This window comes from Catellatospora coxensis (assembly GCF_016862635.1).
Classification (GTDB): Bacteria; Actinomycetota; Actinomycetes; order Mycobacteriales; family Micromonosporaceae; genus Catellatospora; species Catellatospora coxensis.
In genome coordinates this window covers 23,832-44,470 of record NZ_BONI01000008.1, presented here as the reverse complement: position 1 = coordinate 44,470, position 20,639 = coordinate 23,832, and the positions used below count along the sequence as shown (strand labels likewise).

17 protein-coding genes are annotated in these 20,639 nt (G+C 71.6%); 8 read left to right on the top strand and 9 right to left on the bottom strand.

The genetic code is table 11. The features are described from left to right. The first annotated feature begins 1 nt into the window (after window position 1). Window positions 2-2,977, top strand: a complete 2,976-nt coding sequence (locus Cco03nite_RS06635) for an EAL domain-containing protein (protein ID WP_203689795.1) — start codon at window positions 2-4, stop codon at window positions 2,975-2,977. A 10-nt stretch (window positions 2,978-2,987) separates the two neighbouring features. Beyond that, a complete protein-coding gene (locus tag Cco03nite_RS06630; protein ID WP_203689793.1) occupies window positions 2,988-3,482 on the top strand; it encodes a type II toxin-antitoxin system PemK/MazF family toxin in 495 nt (164 codons plus the stop codon). 95 nt (window positions 3,483-3,577) lie between these two features. Here Cco03nite_RS06630 and Cco03nite_RS06625 read toward each other — a convergent pair whose 3' ends face one another. The 3 genes from Cco03nite_RS06625 to Cco03nite_RS06615 all read right to left on the bottom strand — a co-directional run bounded on the left by Cco03nite_RS06625 (window position 3,578) and on the right by Cco03nite_RS06615 (window position 5,950). After that, a complete protein-coding gene (locus Cco03nite_RS06625) occupies window positions 3,578-4,603 on the bottom strand; it encodes an adenosine deaminase (protein WP_203689791.1) in 1,026 nt (341 codons plus the stop codon). A 102-nt stretch (window positions 4,604-4,705) separates the two neighbouring features. Further along, a complete protein-coding gene (locus Cco03nite_RS06620) occupies window positions 4,706-5,497 on the bottom strand; it encodes a methyltransferase domain-containing protein (protein WP_203689789.1) in 792 nt (263 codons plus the stop codon). A 249-nt stretch (window positions 5,498-5,746) separates the two neighbouring features. Beyond that, window positions 5,747-5,950: a cold-shock protein gene (locus tag Cco03nite_RS06615; protein WP_120320032.1), complete on the bottom strand. Its 204-nt coding sequence runs from the start codon at window positions 5,948-5,950 to the stop codon at window positions 5,747-5,749. Between the two features lie 337 nt (window positions 5,951-6,287). Here Cco03nite_RS06615 and Cco03nite_RS06610 point away from each other — a divergent pair, with 337 nt between their 5' ends. From Cco03nite_RS06610 to Cco03nite_RS06600, 3 genes are all read left to right on the top strand, one after another. Next, window positions 6,288-7,634, top strand: a complete 1,347-nt coding sequence (locus Cco03nite_RS06610) for an ABC transporter substrate-binding protein (RefSeq protein WP_203689787.1) — start codon at window positions 6,288-6,290, stop codon at window positions 7,632-7,634. Between the two features lie 91 nt (window positions 7,635-7,725). Further along, window positions 7,726-8,745: a carbohydrate ABC transporter permease gene (locus tag Cco03nite_RS06605; RefSeq protein WP_203689784.1), complete on the top strand. Its 1,020-nt coding sequence runs from the start codon at window positions 7,726-7,728 to the stop codon at window positions 8,743-8,745. A 147-nt stretch (window positions 8,746-8,892) separates the two neighbouring features. Continuing rightward, entirely contained in the window at window positions 8,893-9,852 is a 960-nt protein-coding gene (locus Cco03nite_RS06600) for a carbohydrate ABC transporter permease (protein ID WP_203689782.1), read from the top strand. 109 nt (window positions 9,853-9,961) lie between these two features. Here Cco03nite_RS06600 and Cco03nite_RS06595 read toward each other — a convergent pair whose 3' ends face one another. Further along, the gene (locus Cco03nite_RS06595) at window positions 9,962-10,717 is read right to left on the bottom strand and encodes an SDR family NAD(P)-dependent oxidoreductase (RefSeq protein ID WP_203689780.1); all 756 of its coding nucleotides are present in this window, start codon (window positions 10,715-10,717) and stop codon (window positions 9,962-9,964) included. Between the two features lie 145 nt (window positions 10,718-10,862). Here Cco03nite_RS06595 and Cco03nite_RS06590 point away from each other — a divergent pair, with 145 nt between their 5' ends. After that, window positions 10,863-11,459, top strand: a complete 597-nt coding sequence (locus tag Cco03nite_RS06590; protein WP_203689778.1) for a GNAT family N-acetyltransferase — start codon at window positions 10,863-10,865, stop codon at window positions 11,457-11,459. Window positions 11,460-12,169: 710 nt separating this feature from the next. Beyond that, window positions 12,170-13,519 (top strand): GH1 family beta-glucosidase, encoded by a 1,350-nt coding sequence (locus Cco03nite_RS06585; RefSeq protein WP_203689776.1) that lies wholly within the window; start codon window positions 12,170-12,172, stop codon window positions 13,517-13,519. Window positions 13,520-13,619: 100 nt separating this feature from the next. Here Cco03nite_RS06585 and Cco03nite_RS06580 read toward each other — a convergent pair whose 3' ends face one another. The 3 genes from Cco03nite_RS06580 to Cco03nite_RS06570 form a co-directional block, all read right to left on the bottom strand. Continuing rightward, a complete protein-coding gene (locus Cco03nite_RS06580) occupies window positions 13,620-15,008 on the bottom strand; it encodes a serine/threonine-protein kinase (protein WP_203689774.1) in 1,389 nt (462 codons plus the stop codon). Between the two features lie 110 nt (window positions 15,009-15,118). Beyond that, window positions 15,119-16,030, bottom strand: coding sequence for a Gfo/Idh/MocA family protein (locus tag Cco03nite_RS06575; RefSeq protein ID WP_203690073.1), 912 nt, complete (start codon window positions 16,028-16,030; stop codon window positions 15,119-15,121). A 49-nt stretch (window positions 16,031-16,079) separates the two neighbouring features. Next, entirely contained in the window at window positions 16,080-16,607 is a 528-nt protein-coding gene (locus Cco03nite_RS06570) for a hypothetical protein (protein ID WP_203689772.1), read from the bottom strand. A gap of 296 nt (window positions 16,608-16,903) precedes the next feature. Here Cco03nite_RS06570 and Cco03nite_RS06565 point away from each other — a divergent pair, with 296 nt between their 5' ends. After that, window positions 16,904-18,031 (top strand): lytic polysaccharide monooxygenase auxiliary activity family 9 protein, encoded by a 1,128-nt coding sequence (locus Cco03nite_RS06565; RefSeq protein ID WP_203689769.1) that lies wholly within the window; start codon window positions 16,904-16,906, stop codon window positions 18,029-18,031. A gap of 57 nt (window positions 18,032-18,088) precedes the next feature. On the opposite strand, the gene Cco03nite_RS06560 is transcribed toward Cco03nite_RS06565, so the two are convergent. Next, entirely contained in the window at window positions 18,089-18,703 is a 615-nt protein-coding gene (locus tag Cco03nite_RS06560; protein ID WP_203689759.1) for a hypothetical protein, read from the bottom strand. A 149-nt stretch (window positions 18,704-18,852) separates the two neighbouring features. Continuing rightward, a complete protein-coding gene (locus Cco03nite_RS06555) occupies window positions 18,853-20,379 on the bottom strand; it encodes a cation:proton antiporter (RefSeq protein ID WP_203689757.1) in 1,527 nt (508 codons plus the stop codon). Between the last annotated feature and the right edge of the window lie 260 nt (window positions 20,380-20,639).

The following is a 20,639-nucleotide window of genomic DNA, read 5'->3' as shown; positions in this document are numbered from 1 at the left end:
GGTGACACCAGACCTCACGCTCGGGGTCCTGTCGCCGTTCCTCGGGGGCTGGTACTACGGCGGCGTACTGGCCGGGATCGCGCGCGCCGCGGCGGAGGCGGGCGTGGGGGTCATCGCGATCCAGACCCTCGACGCGGGCACCGAGCACATCGAGGTCACCGAGCCGCCGGAGCTGTCGTACCCGGTCGCCTGGCAGCACGTGTCCGGATTCGTGATGGTGCTGCGGGCGGTCTCGGCCCGCTACCTCGACTCGATCGAGCAGAGCGGGCGGCCGTTCGTGTCGGTGAGCCACGAGCTGCCCGGCCTGGCCCACCCGCTGGTGATGCCGGACAACCGCACCGGCGTCACCGAGGCCGTCGACCACCTGGTCGCCCACGGGCACCGCCGGATCGCCTTCGCCGGGCGGCTGGAGACCGACGACATCCGCGAGCGCTACGAGGCCTACCGCGAGGCCCTGGCCGTGCACGGCATCGAAGCCGACCCGGCGCTGCTGTTCGCCGCGCCCACCAACCAGTTCGACGGCGGCGAGCACGCCGCCGGGCGCATGCTCGCCGCCGGGATGCCCTCGACCGCGGTGATCGCGGGCACCGACGAGAACGCGACCGGCATCATGCACACCCTGGCCGGGGCGGGGCTCCGGCTGCCCGCCGACCAGGCGGTGATCGGCTTCGACGACCTGCGCTCCAGCGCGTACCTCATCCCCCGGCTGACGACCGTGCGCCAGCCGACGGAGATGATCGGCCGGGCGGCCGTCACCACGCTGCTCGGCCTGATCCGCGGCGACCCCGCACCCCCGGCGCGCATCCTCGTGCCCACCTCGCTCATCGTGCGCGAGTCCTGCGGGTGCACCGGCGACCTGGCGTTCCACTCCGACGGCGACCCGCCCGCGCCGCACCGCCGCCTGGCCGACCTGATCGCCACGACCGTCGCGCCGGTGCACGGCTCGCTGTCGCCGGCCGACGCCGCCGATCTGGTCCACGCCGCCGCGACGGTGGCGCGTGCAGTCGAGCCCGCACCGGCCGACACGCCCGTGCGGCGGCCGGCCTGCGAGGAGGTGCGGCTGGCGCTGGAGCTGCTGCTGCGGCTGTCCGGCGGGCGCCCGGAGGCGCTGTACGAGATCGCGCAGCTGATCCGCGACTACGGCCGGCCCGCCAACGGGGTGCTGCTGCTGCTCATGGAGATGCGCGGGCGGACGCTGTTCCGGGACAGCTCCCTGCTGCGCGAGACGCTGACCGCGCAGTACGAGGTCGGCATGGAGCTGCTGCGCGGGCACCGGGAGCCGGCCAGGCTGGAGTGGATGCGCCGCACCTGGGTCCGGGGCGGCTGCCTCGGGCTGTGGGCCGGCGGCCTGCCGCCCTCGCTGGCCGACGCCGCGCTGGAGATCACGGGCCGGTTCCTGCCCGGCGAGCCGCCGTCGGCCGAGCCGTCGGTGCCGGTCAGCGCGTTCCCCCCGCTGCGGCTGCGGGAACTGGCCGACCCGGCGGCCAACCTCATCGTCTTCGTGGTGCCGGTCAAGGGCGGGGCCAGCGACTGGGGCTTCCTGGCCGTCGTGGACTCGGTGTCCACCGGCGGCGCGACCGGGCGGGAGCCGTTCAACCAGTGGGCCGCGCTGCTGGCGGTGGCGCTGGACCGGCAGGCGCTGCTGAAGGAGTCGCTGCGGCAGAAGGAGCAGCTGCGCATCGCGGCCCTGTACGACGAACTCACCGGCCTGCCCAACCGCTCGCTGTTCCTGGACCGGCTGCGCCAGGCGATCCGCCAGTCGCGGCGGCGCACCGGGCGTCCGTTCGGCGTGCTGTTCCTGGACCTGGACGGGTTCAAGGTGGTCAACGACAGCCTCGGCCACTCCGCCGGGGACCGGCTGCTCAAACAGGTCGCCAAACGCATCAAGTCGACGCTGCGCGAGTCGGACACGGTGGCCCGCTTCGGTGGCGACGAGTTCCTGGTGCTGCTCGACGACGTGACCGCGCCGCACACCCCCGCCCAGGTCGCCGAGCGCCTGCACGGGGTGCTCGCGCAGCCGTTCCAGCTGCACGGCCAGGACGTGGTGGTGACCGCCAGCATCGGCATCACGATGAGCAGCCGCCGCTACAGCAACGCCGAGGACCTGCTGCGCGACGCCGACATCGCGATGTACTCGGCCAAGTCCCGGCACAAGGGCCGCCACGCCGTCTTCGACGTGGCCATGCACGCCAGGGCGGTGACCCGGCTGCAGATCGAGACCGAGCTGCGCCAGGCGCTGGACAACGGCGAGTTCGAGGTGCACTACCAGCCGATCGTGGCGCTGCGCTCGGGCCGGACCAAGGGCTTCGAGGCGCTGATCCGCTGGCGGCACCCGCTGCGCGGGCTGCTGTCGCCGGCCGCGTTCATGCCCGTGGCCGAGGAGACCGGCCTGGTCATCCCCATCGGCAGCTGGGTCGTCGACGAGTGCTGCCGCCAGCTGGCCGCCTGGTACGCCGCCGGGATCGCCACCCCGGGCCTGACCGTCGCGGTCAACGTGTCCAACCGCCAGTTCTGGAGCGGCAACGTCATCGACGACATCACCGGGGCGCTGGACCGGCACCAGCCGCCGCCGGGCAGCCTCGCCGTGGAGATCACCGAGGGGGTGGTGATGGAGAACGTCGCCCCGGCCCGCGACATCCTGCACACCCTGCACGACCTGGGCTGCCAGCTGCACATCGACGACTTCGGCACCGGGTACTCCTCATTGGAGGCGCTGCACCGGCTGCCCATCGACGCGCTGAAGATCGACCGGTCGTTCGTCTGGCAGATCGACACCGACCGGCGCAGCGGCGAGCTGGTGCGCACCATCGTCCTGATGGGACGCAACCTGTCGCTCGACCTCATCGCCGAGGGCATCGAGACGCCCGAGCAGCGCGACTTCCTGATCCGGCTGGGCTGCGGGTACGGCCAGGGCTTCCTGTTCTCCCGGCCGGTGCCCGCCGACGTGGCCTGCACCCTGCTCGGCGAGCCCGCCTAGACTGCCGATCATGTGGCTGTTCCTGACCCTGTTCTCGGTCACCGTGCTGGCGCTCGCGATCTGGTGGCGGTGGCGCAAGACGTCGCGCCAGGCACCCGGCACGGCCGGCAGGCGCCCCGTGCCCAAGCCCCCCGCCGGCAAGCGCCCGCCGGGCCGGCCGACCGGCGCCAAGAAGCAGCCGGCCCCGGCCGGCGGGCCGCAGCCCGGGGAGATCTGGTGGGCGGACGTTCCGTACGAGGACGGCCCCGGCTCGAAGGTACGCCCGTGCGTGGTGCTGCGGGTAAGCGGCGGCTCGTACGAGATCCTGAAGATCACCAGCCAGGACCAGAGCCACCGGCGCGACCACATCGAGATCGCCACGAAGTCGTGGGACGCCGACGCCGACCACAACAGCTTCCTGGACCTCAGCGACCCGATCACCATCACCACGGCCGCGTTCGCCAATCGCGCCGGCGCCCTGGACACCCCCACCTGGCGCAAGGTCAAGGCGCTGCACCAGGTCTGACCCGCGGCCTTTTCATAGACGTTGGCCTATCACATCGACTTCGATCTCGTGTCAGTCGATGTGATAGGCCAACGTCTATCAGCTGGGGGGCGGGGTCAGGCGATGGCGGCGTAGGAGTCGATCTCGGCGAGCAGGGTGGATTTGACCTGCTCGCTCGCGAAGGAGTGGCGGACGCCCTGGCGGGCCAGTTCGGCCACGCCCGCCGCGTCGAGGTCGAGCAGCCGGGCGGCGACGACGTACTCGTTGTTCAGCGTGGTGCCGAACATCGGCGGGTCGTCGGAGTTGACGCTGACCGGCACGCCCGCGGCCACGATCGCGGCGAGCGGGTGCTCGGCCAGGTCCGCCACCGCCCGGGTACGCAGGTTCGAGGTCGGGCACACCTCCAGCGGGATGCCGTGCTCGCCCAGGTACGCCAGCAGCTCGGGGTCCTGCGCGGCGTGGATGCCGTGGCCGATGCGCTCCGCGCCGAGCTCGCGGATCGCGTCCCAGACGGTCTGCGCGCCGGTGGTCTCGCCCGCGTGCGGGACGCTGCGCAGCCCGGCCGCGCGGGCCTGGTCGAAGTACGGCTTGAACTGCGGCCGGGGCACGCCGATCTCGGGACCGCCGAGGCCGAAGCTGATCAGGCCGTCCGGGCGCTGGTCAAGCGCGATGCGCAGGGTCTGCTCGGCCGAGGCCAGGCCGGCCTCGCCGGGGATGTCGAAGCACCATCGCAGCACCAGGCCGAGTTCCTTCTCGGCCGCGATCCGCGCGTCCTCGATGGCCTCGCAGAACGCCTCGGCCGGGATGCCCCGGTTGACGCTGGAGTACGGCGTGACGGTCAGCTCGGCGTACCGCACCTGCTGCGCGGCCAGGTCCTGGGCGACGCCGTAGGTCAGCGTGCGCACGTCCTCGGCGTCGCGGATCAGGTCCACGACACTCAGGTAGACCTCGATGAAGTGCGCGAAGTCGGTGAAGGTGAAGTACTCGGCGAGCAGCGCGGGGTCGGCCGGGACCGGGCTGCGGCCCTCGTGCCGGGCGGCCAGCTCGGCCACGATGCGCGGGGAGGCCGAACCCACGTGGTGCACGTGCAGCTCGGCCTTGGGCAGCCCCGCCACGAAACTCGCAAGATCGTCCTTAGCCATGCCGGAACCTTACCTTTCCGATGCCGCTCAGCCGGTTCCGGTCGCGGCGGCACGCGGCCGCGGCGGCACGGCCCGGAGGATCGGGCGGACCCGGCCGGTGACTCAGGAGACCCGGTGGCCGACCGCGAAGACGCGGCGGAACGGGAAGTCGACCACGCCGCCGTCCGCGGGGTGGGCCGCGGCGAGGATCGGCTCCAGCTCGGCGCAGTACCGCTCCCACGCGCCGGGCTCGCCGGCCAAGGCGGCCCGCACGGGACGCAGCGCGGTGCCGGTGAGCCAGATGAGCACCGGATGCGGGCCACCGGTGACGGGCAGCTGGTGCACGTACGTGGTCTCCCACGTGTCGGCGGCACAGCCGGCGGCGCGCAGCAGGGCGGCGTACTCCTGCGGGCCGGGCGCCGAGCGCGGCTGCTCGGCGATCTCCCCGAGCAGCGCCGACCAGCGTGATGATGCGCACAGCCCGCGCAGCGCCTGGTGGGCCGCGGAGTCGTGGTTGCCGGGGACCTGCAGCGCCAGCCAGCCGCCCGGACGCAGCGCCCGCGCCCAGCGGCCGACCAGTTCCTCCTGGCCGGGCACCCACTGCAGGACCGCGTTGGTGACGATCACGTCGACCTCGGCCCCCGGCAGGTAGTCGCGCACGTCACCGACCCGGTACGCCACCGGCCCGGGTCCGCCCTGGTCTGCCAGCGCCTTCTCGATCATCTCCGGCGACGAGTCGATGCCGCTGACCTGCGCGTCCGGCCAGCGCGTGGTCAGCGTGGCGGTGAGGTTGCCGGGCCCGCAGCCCAGGTCGACGACCTGCCTGGGCCGGTCGGCCGCCACCCTGGCCACCAGGTCGTGGAAGGGCCGGCCACGGTCGTCGGCGAAGCGCAGGTAGGTCTCGGGGTTCCACATGACGGGCCTCCAGCTCACAAACCGTACGTACGTCTTGCTTTGACGGTAGCGCGCTCCGCGGAGATCCCGCAACCCGGCCCAGGACAGCATCGAGCCCCGCATACAGGGCATGATGCGGGGCTCGATGGGCTTTCCGCCGGGCTCGCGCCGCGCGACGGAATGACGAACGGGCCGGTAGGACACCGGCCCGTTCAGGGTCAGACGAGCGCCGCCGGAGCACATGGCTCCGGTGGCGTCACCTTGGGAAGATCAGAGCGGGCGAACCGCGTCGGCCTGCGGGCCCTTGGCGCCCTGGACGATCTCGAACTCGACGCGCTGGTTCTCCTCGAGGCTGCGGAAGCCGCTGGCCTGGATCGCGGAGAAGTGCACGAAGACGTCAGCGCCACCACCGTCGACGGAGATGAAGCCGAAGCCCTTGTCGGCGTTGAACCACTTAACGGTTCCCTGAGCCATTTTCACCATTTCCTTGCACAAACTGAACCGCGCCGCACACCTCGTGCGGGGGCTGGCCACTGAGTAGCGGCAACCGGCGGTCCTCACTTCTCAGGGAGGGCAACGCGAGCAGACCACGTACACAAAAACCAGGGGCCAGTGTAGCCCACAACACCAAGCCGTGGGGAACCCGGATGATCGTCATTACAGGTTCGGGGGTGGTTTCCGAATCGTTACGAACCTTACTGTTGTCAGCGCTGGACAGTTCGAGACCGAAAGCGCTTGCATGGCTTGCGTCACCTTGCGGTAGTCCGGTTCCTGGGGCTGCGCTCCGACAAGCTCACGAGGAGGAAACTCCATGGCATCCCACAGACAGCGGCGTCTGCTCGCCTTCTCCGGTGCGGTCGTTCTGGCTCTCACCGTCGCGGCATGCGGCGGCACGTCCGAACCCACCGCCGAGGGCAAGCTCGACACCCCCGAGTGCGCCGCCTACAAGGACTACACCGGCATCGCCGGCGAGACCGTCACCATCTACTCCCCCATCCGTGACGCCGAGGCGGGCCTGCTGGAGGACGCCTGGAAGGCGTTCGCCGACTGCACCGGCGTGAAGATCGAGTACGAGGGCAGCGGCGAGTTCGAGGCGCAGCTGAAGGTCCGCGTCGAGGGCGGCGACGCTCCCGACCTGGCCTTCATCCCGCAGCCGGGTCTGCTGGAGTTCTTCGCCAAGGGCGGCAAGCTCAAGGCCGCCGGCGAGAAGACCAAGGCCATGGCCACCCAGAACTTCTCGCCCGACTGGCTCAAATACGGCACCGTCAACGGCACGCTGTACGGCGCCCCGCTGGGCGCCAACGTGAAGTCGTTCGTGTGGTACTCCCCCTCGCTGTTCAAGGAGAAGGGCTGGACCGTCCCGGGCACCTGGGACGAGATGATCGCGCTCAGCGAGAAGATGGTCACCGCCGGCATCAAGCCGTGGTGCGCGGGCATCGGCTCGCAGGACGCGACCGGCTGGCCGGCCACCGACTGGATCGAGGACGTGCTGCTGCGCGAGCAGGGCCCGGACGTGTACGACCAGTGGGTCACCCACGCCATCCCGTTCAACGACCCGCGGATCGTCTCGGCGACCGACCGGGTGGGCTCGATCCTGAAGAACGAGAAGTACGTCAACGGCGGCATCGGCGGCGTGAAGTCCATCGCCACCACCACCTTCCAGGACGGCGGCCTGCCGGTCGTCCAGAAGAAGTGCGGCATGCACCGCCAGGCGTCCTTCTACGCCAACCAGTGGCCGAAGGGCACCAAGGTCGCCGAGGACGGCGACGCGTTCGCCTTCTACCTGCCGGCGATCGACCCGGCCAAGGGCAAGCCGGTGCTGGGCGGCGGCGAGTTCGTCGGCGCGTTCACCGACAGCCCGGCCACCCAGGCGGTGCAGACCTACCTGGCCAGCGCCGACTTCGCCAACAGCCGCGCCAAGCTGAACAACTGGATCTCCGCCAACAAGGGCCTGGACGTCGCGAACGTGTCCAACCCGATCGACAAGGTGGCGGTCGGCATCCTGCAGGACAGCGGGGCGGTCTTCCGCTTCGACGGCTCCGACCTGATGCCCGCCGCCGTCGGCGCGAACTCCTTCTGGAAGGGCATGACCAACTGGATCAACGGCACCGACACCAAGGCCACCCTCGACTTCATCGAGGGCACCTGGCCCAAGTGAGCCGGTAGTCGATCTTTCTACGCCGTGTGGGTCCCGGTCCGGGGCTCACACGGCGTAGTCTTCCTCCCGACCGGTCCCCGAGGAGACACGCGTGAACTTCGACTTCACCGCCGAAGCCCCGAAGTTGATGATGCTGCTGTACGGCGTCATCGCCTTCGCCGCTGTGGTGGGCCTGTTGCTGCTGGTGCTGGACGTGCTGCCGGCACGCAAGGACCGGTGGATCGCGCTGGGGCTGCTCGCGCCCGCCGGCCTGCTGTTGCTGGTCGGCCTCGTCGTGCCGGCCATCCGCACCATGATCCTGGCGTTCATGAACGCCGACTCCACCGAGTTCGTGGGCCTGGAGAACTTCCTCTGGATCTTCACCGACAAGAACTCCGGCATGCTGCCCGACTTCGGCGCCACCCCCGTGCAGTACGGCGTACTGCTGAGCACGCTGCTCTGGGTGCTGCTGGTGCCCACCGTCTCCACCGCGGTCGGCCTGGTCTACGCGGTGATGGTGGACCGCTCCCGGTTCGAGTCGTTCGCCAAGTCGCTGGTCTTCATGCCGATGGCCATCTCGTTCGTCGGCGCGGGCATCATCTGGAAGTTCGTCTACGAGTACCGCCAGGAGGGCGCCGACCAGATCGGCCTGCTCAACCAGCTCGTGGTCGCGATGGGCGGCACGCCGCAGCAGTGGCTGCTGGACGGGCCCTGGAACACCCTGTTCCTGATCGTGGTGCTGGTCTGGATCCAGGCGGGCTTCGCCATGGTGGTGCTCTCCGCGGCGATCAAGGCGATCCCCGCCGACATCGTCGAGGCCGCCCGCATCGACGGCGTGACCGCGGGGCAGATGTTCTGGCGCGTCACCATCCCGAGCATCCGCCCGGCCCTGGTCGTCGTGCTGGTCACCATCTCCATCGGCACCCTGAAGGTCTTCGACATCGTGCGCACCATGACCGGCGGCCAGTTCGGCACCAGCGTGGTGGCCAACGAGATGTACACGTACTCGTTCCGGGCCGACGAGAGGGGCAAGGGCGCCGCCCTGGCGGTGCTGCTGTTCCTGTTCGTCATCCCCATCGTGATCTACCAGGTGCGCCTGATGCGCCGCCGCCGGCTGGAGGGGGCCCGCTGATGAGCGAGCTTTGCGAGCGAATCGTGCAGTTCAGGGCAGCTCATCGCGACGACGAGCGCAGCGAGGAGGAACGATGAGCGAGCTTTGCGAGCGGATCGAGCAGTTCAGGGCAGCCCATCGCGACGACGAGCGCAGCGAGGAGGAACGATGAGCACCGGTACGGAGACCGTTCTGGCAGCGCCGGACGCCGAGGTTCCGCCCACCGTGGCGGGGCGGGTGCGCAAGAAGCTGACCAGCCGCACCGCGAGCGCGATCTCGCTGGTGATCGCGCTGCTGTGGACCGTGCCCACGCTCGGCGTGTTGATCTCCTCGATCCGCCCCGAGAACGAGATCAAGTCCAACGGCTGGTGGAACTTCTTCAGCAATCCCCAGTTCACCCTGGAGAACTACGAGCAGGTGCTGTTCGGCTCCCGCTCGGCTTCGGGCGGGCTGGCCGGATACTTCGTCAACTCGCTGGTCATCACGATCCCGTCGGTGCTGTTCCCGCTGGCGTTCTGCGCGCTGGCCGCGTACGCCCTGGCCTGGACGCGGTTCCGCGGCCGCGACTGGATCTACATCGGCATCTTCGCCCTGCAGATCGTGCCGCTGCAGATGGCGCTGATCCCGCTGCTGTCCTTCTTCAACTACGGCGTCTCGCTGGGCGGGTTCCAGCTGCTGCCCGCGTGGGACCTGGACGGCCCGGCCAAGTTCATCACGGTCTGGTTCGCGCACACCTGCTTCGCCCTGCCGCTGGGCATCTTCCTGCTGCACAACTTCATGGCGGAGCTGCCCGGCGACCTCGTCGAGGCGGCCCGGGTGGACGGCGCGACCCACGCGAAGATCTTCCGTTCGATCATCCTGCCGCTGATCGTGCCCGCCCTGGCCTCGTTCGCCATCTTCCAGTTCCTCTGGGTCTGGAACGACCTGCTGGTGGCCCTGATCTTCGCGGGCGGCCCGAAGAACGCCCCGCTCACCGTGCGCCTGGCCGAGCTGGCCGGCAACCGCGGCAACGAGTGGCAGCGGCTCACCGCCGCCGCCTTCGTCTCGATCATCGTCCCGCTGACGGTCTTCCTCTCCCTGCAGCGCTACTTCGTCCGCGGCCTGCTCGCCGGCAGCGTCAAGGGCTGAAACCAAAGGAAGGGCACCTTCACAACGCTCCGGGTTGTAGAAGGTGCCCTTCTTAACATCCGCCGGGCTTGACCAGGCGGGATGCCGGCGAACAGGTACGTGGGCGCGGTCAGCGGCCGAGGACCGAGCCGCCGTTCACGTTGATGATCTGGCCGGTCACGTAGCCCCCCGACTCACCCGCCAGCCAGCACACCGCGTCCGCGATGTCCCGCGGCCGTCCGGCTCGTCCGACCAGGGTCTGCGCCACCCGTGCGGCGTGGCCCTGGGGCGTCATCCGGCCGGCGAAGAACTCCGTCTCGGCGACGTAGCCGGGTGAGACGACGTTGGCCGTGGCGCCGTCCGGCCCGAGCTGTGCCGCCAGGTCCAGCACCCAGCCGTGCAGCGCGGCCTTGGCAGCCGAGTACGGCCCGCCGCCGCCGCGCTGGGCGGCGATGGAGCTCAGCAGCACCACCCGGCCGCCGGGGCGGCGCAGCAGCGGCAGCAGTGCCTCGGTGAGCAGCACGGCGGTGAGCACGTTGGTCTCGAAGGTGGCCCGCCACTGGTCGGCCACCGCGGTCAGCCCGTCGCTGTCGCGGCCGACGTACCCGCCCGCGTTGTTCACCAGCACGTCCACCGCCCGCCCGGCCAGCGCCTCGGCGACGCGTCCGGCTCCGTCGGGCTCGCTGAGGTCGGCGGCGATCACCGTCACCGCCGCCCCGGTCGCCGCGCGGATGCCCTCGGCGGCGCGTTCCAGCACGTCCGCCCGCCGTCCGATCGCGACGACGTCGTGTCCCCGTTCGGCCAGCGCCAGCGCGGTGGCCGACCCGATGCCCGTGCCCGCGCCGCTGACCACCGCCAGCGGCCTGTCCTGCCCATGATCGGTCATGCGGCGACCCTATCGGCAGGAACGCCGCCGCACCCCGGGAGATCGCACGGATCACGATCCGGGTTCAGCCGCTTTCCCCGAAACTGCAGGACGCGATGCCGGGCGGGGGTCGTGCGGGGGCGGGAAGTGGGGCAGGATGCCGGATGTGAATGACATTCGCGTCGCCGTACCGGCCGATCTGCCGGTCCTGTCCACCACCCTGGCCGAGGCCTTCGGCGACGACCCGGTGTGGTGCTGGATGGTTCCCCCCAGTGGCCGCCACGGCCGCCTGGAGCGCATCTTCGCGGCCCTGCTGCGGTACGCGATCCCGCGCGGCCATGTCTTCACCACCGCGGACCGGCAGGCTGTCACCATGTGGGCCCCGCCGCACGAGTGGAAGCTGCCCACTCCCGCCGTCGTCCGGGCGGCCCTGCCGCTGCTCCGCGCCACCGGCACCCGGCTGCCCCGGCTGCTGGGCCGGATGGGCGAGATCGACCGCCTGCACGAGCGGCAGCCGGCCGAGCACTGGTACCTGGAATTCATCGGCACCACCGTCGCCGCGCGCGGCACCGGCCGGGGTTCGGCGCTGCTGGCCGACGGGCTGGCCCGCTTCGACGCCGCCGGCCTGCCGGTCTACCTGGAGTCGTCCAACGAGCGCAATCTGAGCTTCTACCGCCGCCACGGCTTCACCGTGACCGGGCAGCCGCCGATGCGTTCCGGCCCGCCACAGTGGACGCTGTGGCGGGATCCCGCCGCACGGTAGCTTCACCCCGAGCGGTGCCGCCGGGGCGGGCGCAGCGGCGGCCGAACCGGGCCACGACGCCCGCCCGAGGCCGTCCGCGGCGCTCGTTCGTGTCAATGTGGAAACACGCCCGACACATCGACGCCCGGCCCGTGGGAGCGCTTCCGCAGGTCGGGGCCGATTCGGTTACCAGCCAAGGATTTCCTGGTGGTTGCCTAGAGATTCTGGGGCGATGAAGGGTCTTCCCCTCCGGCTCAGATGTCGCTATCGTTCCAACAAACGTCCATGGGAACGCTTCCACGGATGTTCATCAATGTAAGAATTCGTCCCGTCGATGGCCCGCCCGGACGCCATCGCCGGCCGCTCCCAGAGGCGGTCGGTCGCCGATCTCCCTACGACCGGCGACCGACCTCCCTCCGGGTGCCGGAGAGGAGGTGAAGCTCGCGACTACGTCGCGTGCCAACGGCTCCCGCGCGTCACGCTGCCTCGTGACCCTGCCGCTCGGCAGACACAGGGCGTGAGCACCCGATGGGGGCGGGGACTGCCCTTCCCCGTCCCCATACCAATCGGCATTCTCCGCCTCAGCGCCCATCAGCACCAGACTTGCGCCACATATGCGAAAGTCTTACCACCACATCTCCACCCGTCACCGGGATGAGGACAACTGTACCTGATCATGGGAGCGTTCCCATCCATGATCAGTCCTTTTCCCAGTATTTGAGGAGCACCGCATGCCAGGTCATCCGTCGCCCACCTCGATGGGGCTGCAGTTCCCCGAGGGCTTCATCTGGGGCGCCGCGACGTCGGCCTACCAGATCGAGGGTGCCGCCGCCATCGACGGCCGCGGACCGTCGGTATGGGACACGTTCGCCAAGACTCCGGGGCGCGTGCGCAACGGTGAGCACGGCGACGTCGCCGCCGACCACTACCACCGCTGGTCCACCGACCTCGACCTCATCAAGGAGCTGGGCCTGCGGTCGTACCGCTTCTCCATCTCCTGGCCCCGCGTCGTCCCCGGTGGCAGCGGCCCCGTCAACCGCAAGGGCCTGGACTTCTACCGCCGGCTGGTGGACGGCCTGCACGCGCGCGGCGTCACCCCGATGGTCACCCTGTACCACTGGGACACCCCGCAGGAGCTGCAGGACATCGGCGGCTGGGAGAACCGCGACACCGCCTACCGCTTCGCCGAGTACGCCGCCGTGCTGGCCGAGGCCCTCGGCGACGCCGTGCCCAACTGGCTCACCCTCAACGAGCCCAAGACCATCGTGCAGAACGGCTACCTGTACGGGTCGCACGCCCCCGGCAAGCGCGACGAGGCCGCCGCGTACGTGGTGGCCCACCACCAGCTGCTGGGACACGGCCTCGCGGTGCAGGCGATGCGCCCGCACCTGAGCCCGCAGACCCGGATCGGCCCCGCGCTGAACCTGCACCCGTGCTACCCCGCCGACGACACCCCCGAGGCCCAGCAGGCCACCGTGCTGTACGACGGCTACGAGAACCGCCTGTACCTCGACCCGATCCTGAAGGGCCACTACCCGCAGGACGTGCTCGACGACGTGGCCCGCTTCTCGCCGATGCAGCAGCACATCAAGGACGGCGACCTCGAGGTCATCTCGTCGCCGGTGGAGCTGCTGGCCGTGCAGTACTACTGCCCCATCTACGTCACCGGCGCCGGTGAGACGGTGCGCAAGCACCCCACCAGCGAGGCGTTCTGGCAGCAGATCTACCCCGAGGGCATGTACGACATCCTGACCCGCGTCAAGAAGGACTACGGCGACATCGCGCTGACCATCACCGAGAACGGGCTGCCGTGCCCGGACGTGCTGGGTGCGGACGGGACCGTGCAGGACACCGGCCGGATGGTCTTCCTGCGTGACCACTTCGCCGCCGCGCACCGGGCCATCACCGACGGGGTGAACCTGGAGAGCTACCACGTGTGGTCGCTGATGGACAACTTCGAGTGGCAGGAAGGCTACGACGAGCGGTGGGGCCTGGTCTACGTCGACTACGCCTCCCAGCAGCGCACGCCCAAGGCCAGCGCGCACTGGTACCGCGACGTGATCCGCGCCAACGGCCTGTAGAGCCTCCCCGGCGGTGGGTGACCCACGCGTCCACGCCGCCGGGTGACTGGGCCGGGCGACCTTTCCAGGTCGCCCGGCCCGTAGCTTTTTCCGGCCCCGATCAGGCCGCCAGGGCCCGCCCCAGCGCCGCGATGTCGTCGTGCAACCGCTCGCCGACCTCGTACGCGAGCGTGCCCTCGCCGACCCGCTGGTCGATCTTCAGGTGGGCCGCCTGCACCTGCTCGGCCAGCGTCGTGCCCTTCGGCCTGGCCTGGACCAGGTTGTTCACGGTGTTGCGCAGGTCGGTCGCGACGTCGACGCGCACCTTGCCGTCGGCGAAGGCGTCGTCGACCGTCTTCAGCGCGGCGTCCTGCGCCTGCTTGACGCTGAGGACTGGGGCTGCCGACGGGCCGGCCGTCGGCCCGTCCGGGGTGGACGGGCCCGGCGTCGGCCTGGTCCCGGTCGCGGCCGGGGACGCTGCGGGCGGCGTGGCGGGCCCGGCGGACGGACTGCCCGACGCGGGCTGTGTGCCGAACCCGGGGGTGCTCGCGGGCGTCGTGCCGACCGCCTGGCCCGGGTCGTCCGGGGAGTCGCGCATGGGCAGCGTCCAGGCCAGCACCCCGAGCACCGCGACGCCGGCCGCGACCGCCGCCACCGGCAGCAGCCGCCGCGGCGCGCGCACCAGCGCCGCCCGCAGCACCCGGGCCGACTCGGCGGCCGTCGGACGCGCCGCCGGCTCGCGGCTCAGCGCCGCCGTCACCAGCGCCACCACGGAGCGGGGCAGCTCGGCGACATCCGGCGGCACCACGGGGCCGTGGTCGGCGGCGACGTCGTCCCAGCCGCGCACCCGGAACGGCGGGCGACCGGTCAGCATCTCGTACAGCACCACCCCCAGCGCGTACACGTCCGTGGCGGATTCGGCGGGCATGCCGTCCAGCCGCTCCGGGGCGACGTACGCCGGGGTGCCGAAGCTGGCGCCGGTGCTGTCGTCGTCGGGCTCGCCGATGCGGGCCGCGATGCCGAAGTCGAGGACGGTGACCTGCTCGCCGTGCACCATCACGTTGTCCGGGGTGATGTCGCGGTGCACCACGCCCCGCCGGTGCGCCACCTCCAGCACCGCGGCGATGCGCGCGCCGACGCGCACCGCCTCCCGCCAGGGCAGCGCACCGAGCGCGATCCGGTCCGCCAGCGGCTCGCCCGCCACGAGCTGGAGCACGATGAGCGCGATCTCCTGGCCGTCCGGGGTGCTGGTGCGCACGAAGTCGTGCACCCCGGCCACGTCCGGATGGTTGAGGCGGGCCACCGCCCACGCCTCCCGCCGGGCCAGCTCGCGCAGCCGCTCGTCACCGGACAGGCGCGGGTCGAGCACCTTCAGCGCCACCAGGCGGTCGAGCGTCTCGTCCCGGGCCCGCCAGATGACCGCCATGCCGCCGACGCCGATCCGGTCGATCAGTCGGTACCGCTCGACCATCAGGTCGCCGGCGCGCAGCGGATAGGCGTACTCGGTCATGAACGGCACGTTGCTGCATGATCCGCTGCGGTGTCAACGGTTGCCCGGACACGATTCCAGATCGCTTGAACGATCCAGTGCCCACCTGGTCCGGGACCTGCCGGACCCGGTCACCGCAGGGCGACCGTACGTCCCTCCTGTTGGGACAGCTGCGCCGCCTCCAGCACCGCGACCACCTCACGGGCGAAGCGCACGTCGCACGGGTGCGCCGGGCCGCCCTCGCGGGTGTGCCGGGCCTCGGCGAGCAGCTCGTCGATCGCGCGGCCGAAGTTGGCCACCGGGTCGCCGGAGCCGCCGGGCAGGTCCAGCACACCGGCCTCGCCGTGCAGCTGGTACTCGAACAGCAGCGCCGTCGGCGGGGCGTCCAGCGTCAGCATCAGCACGCTGATCGCACCGCTGTCGTGCCGGGCCAGCACATGGCTGGTGGCGTGCGCGCCGGCCAGCGAGGTCACCTCGGTCACCGGGCCGAGCACGGGCAGCAGCCGCGACAGCGCGTGCGGGCCGATGTCCCACAGCCCGCCGTGCACCTTCCGCCAGGCCGAGCCGCTGTACGGACCGCCCTGCGCGAAGATCGAGGCGTACATGGTGACCCGGGCCGAGCTCCACCCGCCCGCGGCCGATGCCTGCTCCAGCGCCGCGGTGACGTCCGGGTCGAAGCGCGAGGTGAAGAAGACGACGCTGGCCACGCCGGTGTCCGCAACGGCGTCGACGACCCGGTCGGCGTCGGCGGTGGTCAGCGCCAGCGGCTTGTCCAGCAGCAGGTGGCGGCCAGCGCGGGCGGCCCGCTCCGCGATCGGCGCCTGCACGTCGGGCGGCAGCGCGACCGCGATCGCGTCCACGTCGGCGATCAGCGCGTCGACGTCGTCGTAGGGCCGGGCGCCCAGCCGGGACGCGAGCGCGGCGGCCTTGGCCGGGTCACGCCCCCACACGCCGACGAGCTCGGCCTCGGGGTGGGCCACCAGCGCCGCGCCCTGGGTCTGCTCCGCCCAGTAGCCCGTGCCGAACAATCCGAATCGCATGATGATCAGCCTAGTCGCCCGCGGCGGCGGCCCCGCCGCCGGTCGCCGGGCCTCAGCCCTTGGCGACCTCGTCCAGGTACCGCTGCTGCAGGGCCGTGGGCAGGCTCGGGTCGTGGAATCCGCCGAAGGCCCAGGCTTCGTACTGGTCGGGCAGCATCGCCTTGACCCGGTCGGGATAGCCGAGCCCCGCCTCGGCGATGCGCACCTTCGGCGGGTCGGTCAGCTCGACGACCGCCGGGCCGGAGATGCGGGCCGCGAAGTCCCACGGCTGCCCGGGTTCGCCGGCCGCGCAGAAGAAGTACGCGTACACCACCCGCACGTCCTGCGCCCGCCGGGCGTCGGCGGGCTCCAGGCCCATGGTCTCCGCGGTGCACAGCACCGTGTCCGCGGCGGCGACGTCGTGGCCGTGCTGGTGGTGCTCGGCCGGGGACGACGCGGCCAGGATCGCCGCGACGCGCTCGGCCATGGTGTCCTTCAGGTCCACCGGCCCGGCCACCGCGAACAGCCCGGCCACCAGCGCCAGCGCCAGCAGCTCCGGCAGCAGCCACCAGGCGTTGCGGCGCACCGCGGTCATCGACACGGGCACATGCTCGCACCCGCGATGGCACGACGCAACCATTGCCGACGCGGTTGATCACATGGTGGAATATCGATGCCGTGGTGCTGCGAGGGCAGCCGTGAGCGCACCCCGGCCAGTGCGTGAGCCGCGCCGACGCGACGGACCGTCCTCGACCCCTGTCCCCGGCCCACCGTGGCCGCGGCAGGGGTGATCCCGCATCCGCAGCACGGCTCGTTCCGCCCGCCCCGTACTCCCCCGCAGCCCGCGGGTTCCTCCTCCGGAGCGGCGACGCGTGCCCGTGCTGGAAAGGACAGCACATGAACAAGCTCAAGGCCGCCGCTCTGGCGGCGGCCGCCACACTGGCCGCCGGCCTCGCCATCACGATGATCAACCCGGGTACGGCGGCGGCGCACGGCGCGCTGCTCACCCCGGGCAGCCGCACGTACCTGTGCTATCTGGACGGCAAGTCCAGCACCGGTGAGGTCAAGCCGACCAACGGGGCCTGCCAGAACGCGGCGGCCGTGGGCGGCACCCAGCCGTTCTACGACTGGTTCGGCGTGCTGCGCTCCGACGGGCAGGGCCGCACCCGCGGCTTCATCCCCGACGGCGCGCTGTGCAGCGGCGGCTTCACCAAGTACGCGGGCTTCGACGCGCCGCGCAGCGACTGGCCGCTGACCCACCTCACCTCCGGCGCCAACCACAGCTGGCGCTACAGCAACTGGGCCGCCCACCCGGGCTGGTTCTACCTGTACATCACCAAGGACGGCTACAACCCCAACCAGGCTCTCACCTGGGCGGACATGGAGGAGCAGCCGTTCCTGAGCATCGACCACCCGCCGATGTCGGGCCCGGCCCCGGACGGCTACTACTACTGGAACGGCAACCTGCCCTCGGGCAAGTCCGGCCGGCACGTCATCTACTCCGTGTGGAAGCGCTCGGACAGCCAGGAGACCTTCTACGGCTGCTCGGACGTCATCTTCGACGGCGGCAACGGCCAGGTGACCGGCATCAACAACCCGCCGTCACCGGCCCCGACCAACCCCGTGTCGCCGTCGCCGTCGCGGCCGGCGTCGGCGTCGCCGAGTGCCGCCTCACCGCGGCCGAGCAGCCCGGCGCCGTCGTCCCCGGCGCCGTCCATCCCGCCGGGCGCGTGCTCGGCGACGTACACCCAGATCGGCAGCTGGAACAACGGCTTCCAGGGTGAGGTCAAGGTGACCGCGGGCGGCACCTCGATCAACGGCTGGACGGTGAAGGCCACCTGGGCCAACGGCCAGTCCGTGAACCAGAGTTGGAGCAGCACCTACACCAACGCCACCGGCTCCACCACGTTCAAGAACGTGTCCTGGAACGGCAGCCTCGGTTCGGGTGGCAGCACCACGTTCGGATTCCTGGGCAACCACAGCGGGACCAACAACCCGCCGACGCTGTCCTGCACGAGTCCGTGACACCCCGATGACCGGTGGCGCCCCCCGTCCGCGGGGGCGCCACCCACCGGGCACGGCTCAGGGCCGTCCTGGCGTCCCGTACTTCTCGACCGCCTCGAACGGCGTCTGCGGGAACCACTCGGACTCTCCCGCGGGCAGGCAGTTCAGCGCGACGACCGTGCCCAGGCCGTCGCAGTGCTGCGCGGACAGCACGATGGACACCGCGAACGTGTGCGTGCCCGCCCGCAGCGGCTTGAGGAGCGGTGACGGGAAGCCCGAGAACGGCAGTCCGGCCGCGTCCACCATGGTCCGCAGCACCTCGGGGCCGACCGTGACGACCCGCTCGCGGTCGGTGCCGCCGTCGATCGTGTACGTCGCGCTGGTGAACTTGGCGTTGAAGTCGTCGATCGGGGCGGGCAGTTCGGGCACGTACCCGGGCGGGTAGACGGCTCCGTCCGGGCCGGCCGCCGTGGTCCACGACGGCGTCACCAGCACGAAGGGTTTGCCCACGCGCACGCTCCGGCAGGAGGGCGGGCCGACGATGCGCTCCTTGATGCCGTAGAGCTGGTTGAGGTTCTCGCCCGAGGGCGAGATGCAGTCGTGGCCGGGCGGTGGGGCCGCCTGCGCGCCACCGGACAGGGCCGCCGCCAGCGCGACGCCGGCCAGGGCGGCGAACATTCGCCATGGTCTCATCGAGACCGCCTTTGCTCTCGAATCGAATACATAACCGCAGGTCACGCGGCTAGAACAGCATCGCTTCGGACGGCCCGGCGGCCCGGTGGGACACGCCGACGAACACCGGCGCACCGCGGCCGCCCGGCTCAGGCTCGGCGGCGGTGCGCTTAGTAGACGGCGCTGTGCAGGTCCAGCCGGCGCAGCACGTCGTCGACCGCCTCGGGCTCGCGCGCCCGGTGTTCGAGCACCGCGGCCCGCGCGGCCGCCAGCAGCTGCGCGCGCACGTCGCCGAGGCGCCGGCGCTGCTGTACCCAGTCGTCGTCCTCGGCCTCCTCGTCGAGCAGGATGGCGCGCTGCCACTCCCCCAGCCGGTGCGCCGTCTCCGCGCTGACCGTGCCGTCGGCCCGCAGCTGCTCCAGCCGGGCCAGGCCGGCGTCCTGGGCGACCGCGATGACCTCCCGCTCGGCCTGGCGGCGGCGCTGCGCGCCGGTGCTCAGGCCGAGGCGGCCGACCAGCCACGGCAGCGTCACGCCGGGCAGCAGCAGGGTGACCACGGCGACCACTGCCGCCACGAACACGATCTGCGAGCGGGCCGGGAAGTCCCGTGGCAGCGCCAGCGCGGTCGCGATGGTGACCACGCCGCGCATGCCCGCCCACGCCACGACCAGGGTCTCGCCCCAGCCGACCGGCACGTCGGCGGGCTCGCGCGCGCGCATCCGCCGGGCCAGCCCGCCGACGCCGAACATCCACGCGAACCGCACCGCCACCAGGGTCAGGCAGATCAAGATCGCGAAGCGGGTGTACGGCCACACGCCCGCGTCGAGGTCGTCGAGCGCCTCGATGAACTCCAGCCCGATCAGCCCGAAGGTGAAGCCGGTGACCAGCTCCTCCACCACGTCCCAGAAGTTGCGCCCGGACAGCCGCCCGGCGACGTCGTCGGGATCGGCCCGGGTCGCGCCCAGCCAGAACCCGGCGGCGAGCACCGCCAGCACCCCGCTGGCGTGCGCGGAGTCGGCGGCGAGATAGGCGGTGTACGGCGTGAGCAGGCTCAGCCCGGCGCGCAGCTCGGCGGTGGGCAGCCGGTCGAACAGCCAGCCGAACAGCATCCCGGCCGCCAGGCCGATGCCCGCGCCGGCCGCTGCCGTGTATCCGAACGACGCGACCGCGCTCCACACCGACAGCGTTCCGGTCAGCACCCCGGCGACGGCGACCTGGTAGATGGTGAGCGCGGTGACGTCGTTGAACAGCCCCTCGCCTTCGAGCAGGGTGATCGTGCGCCGGGGCAGGCCCAGCCGGCCGGCCATCGCCGAGACGGCGGCGGGGTCGGGCGGGGAGGTGATCGCGCCGAGCACGACGGCCGCGCCCAGCGGCAGGGCCGGGTGGATGCTCGCGGCGACGGCGGCGACCGCGGCGGTGGTCACGAACACCAGCGCCACGGCCAGCAGCAGGATGGCCTTCCAGCCGCGCGCGAACCGCCGCCAGGAGCTGCGCTGCACCGCGGCGTAGAGCAGCGGCGGCAGCAGCACGGGCAGGATGACCTCGGGGTGCAGGGACAGCGAGCTGCCGGGCAGCAGGCCCAGGGCCGCGCCGAACACCGTGGCCACCACGGGCGCCGGCAACCGCAGCCGGGCGCCGACGGGCACGCCGAGCAGACCGAGCACCAGCAGCACGAGGATGACGGTGCGTTGGTCCATACCGCCCATTGCACGTCATGACCTGGCGTTGTCCGCGGTACGACACGATCAAGCGACGGTGATGGATTTCGCCGGAGTTTGTTGGTAGTCTCGCCGAAGTAACGCTGGCGACACACCGCCGCGGACACCAAAGCACCGCCCGCTCCGGTGATGATCGGGCACCGGAGCGGGCGGACTATCGGAAGCTATGGTCGGTGCGTGCGGTCGCCTCGCGGCGAGTGGCGCGACACGGCTCCAGCCGAACGGTATTCCGTGAAGGC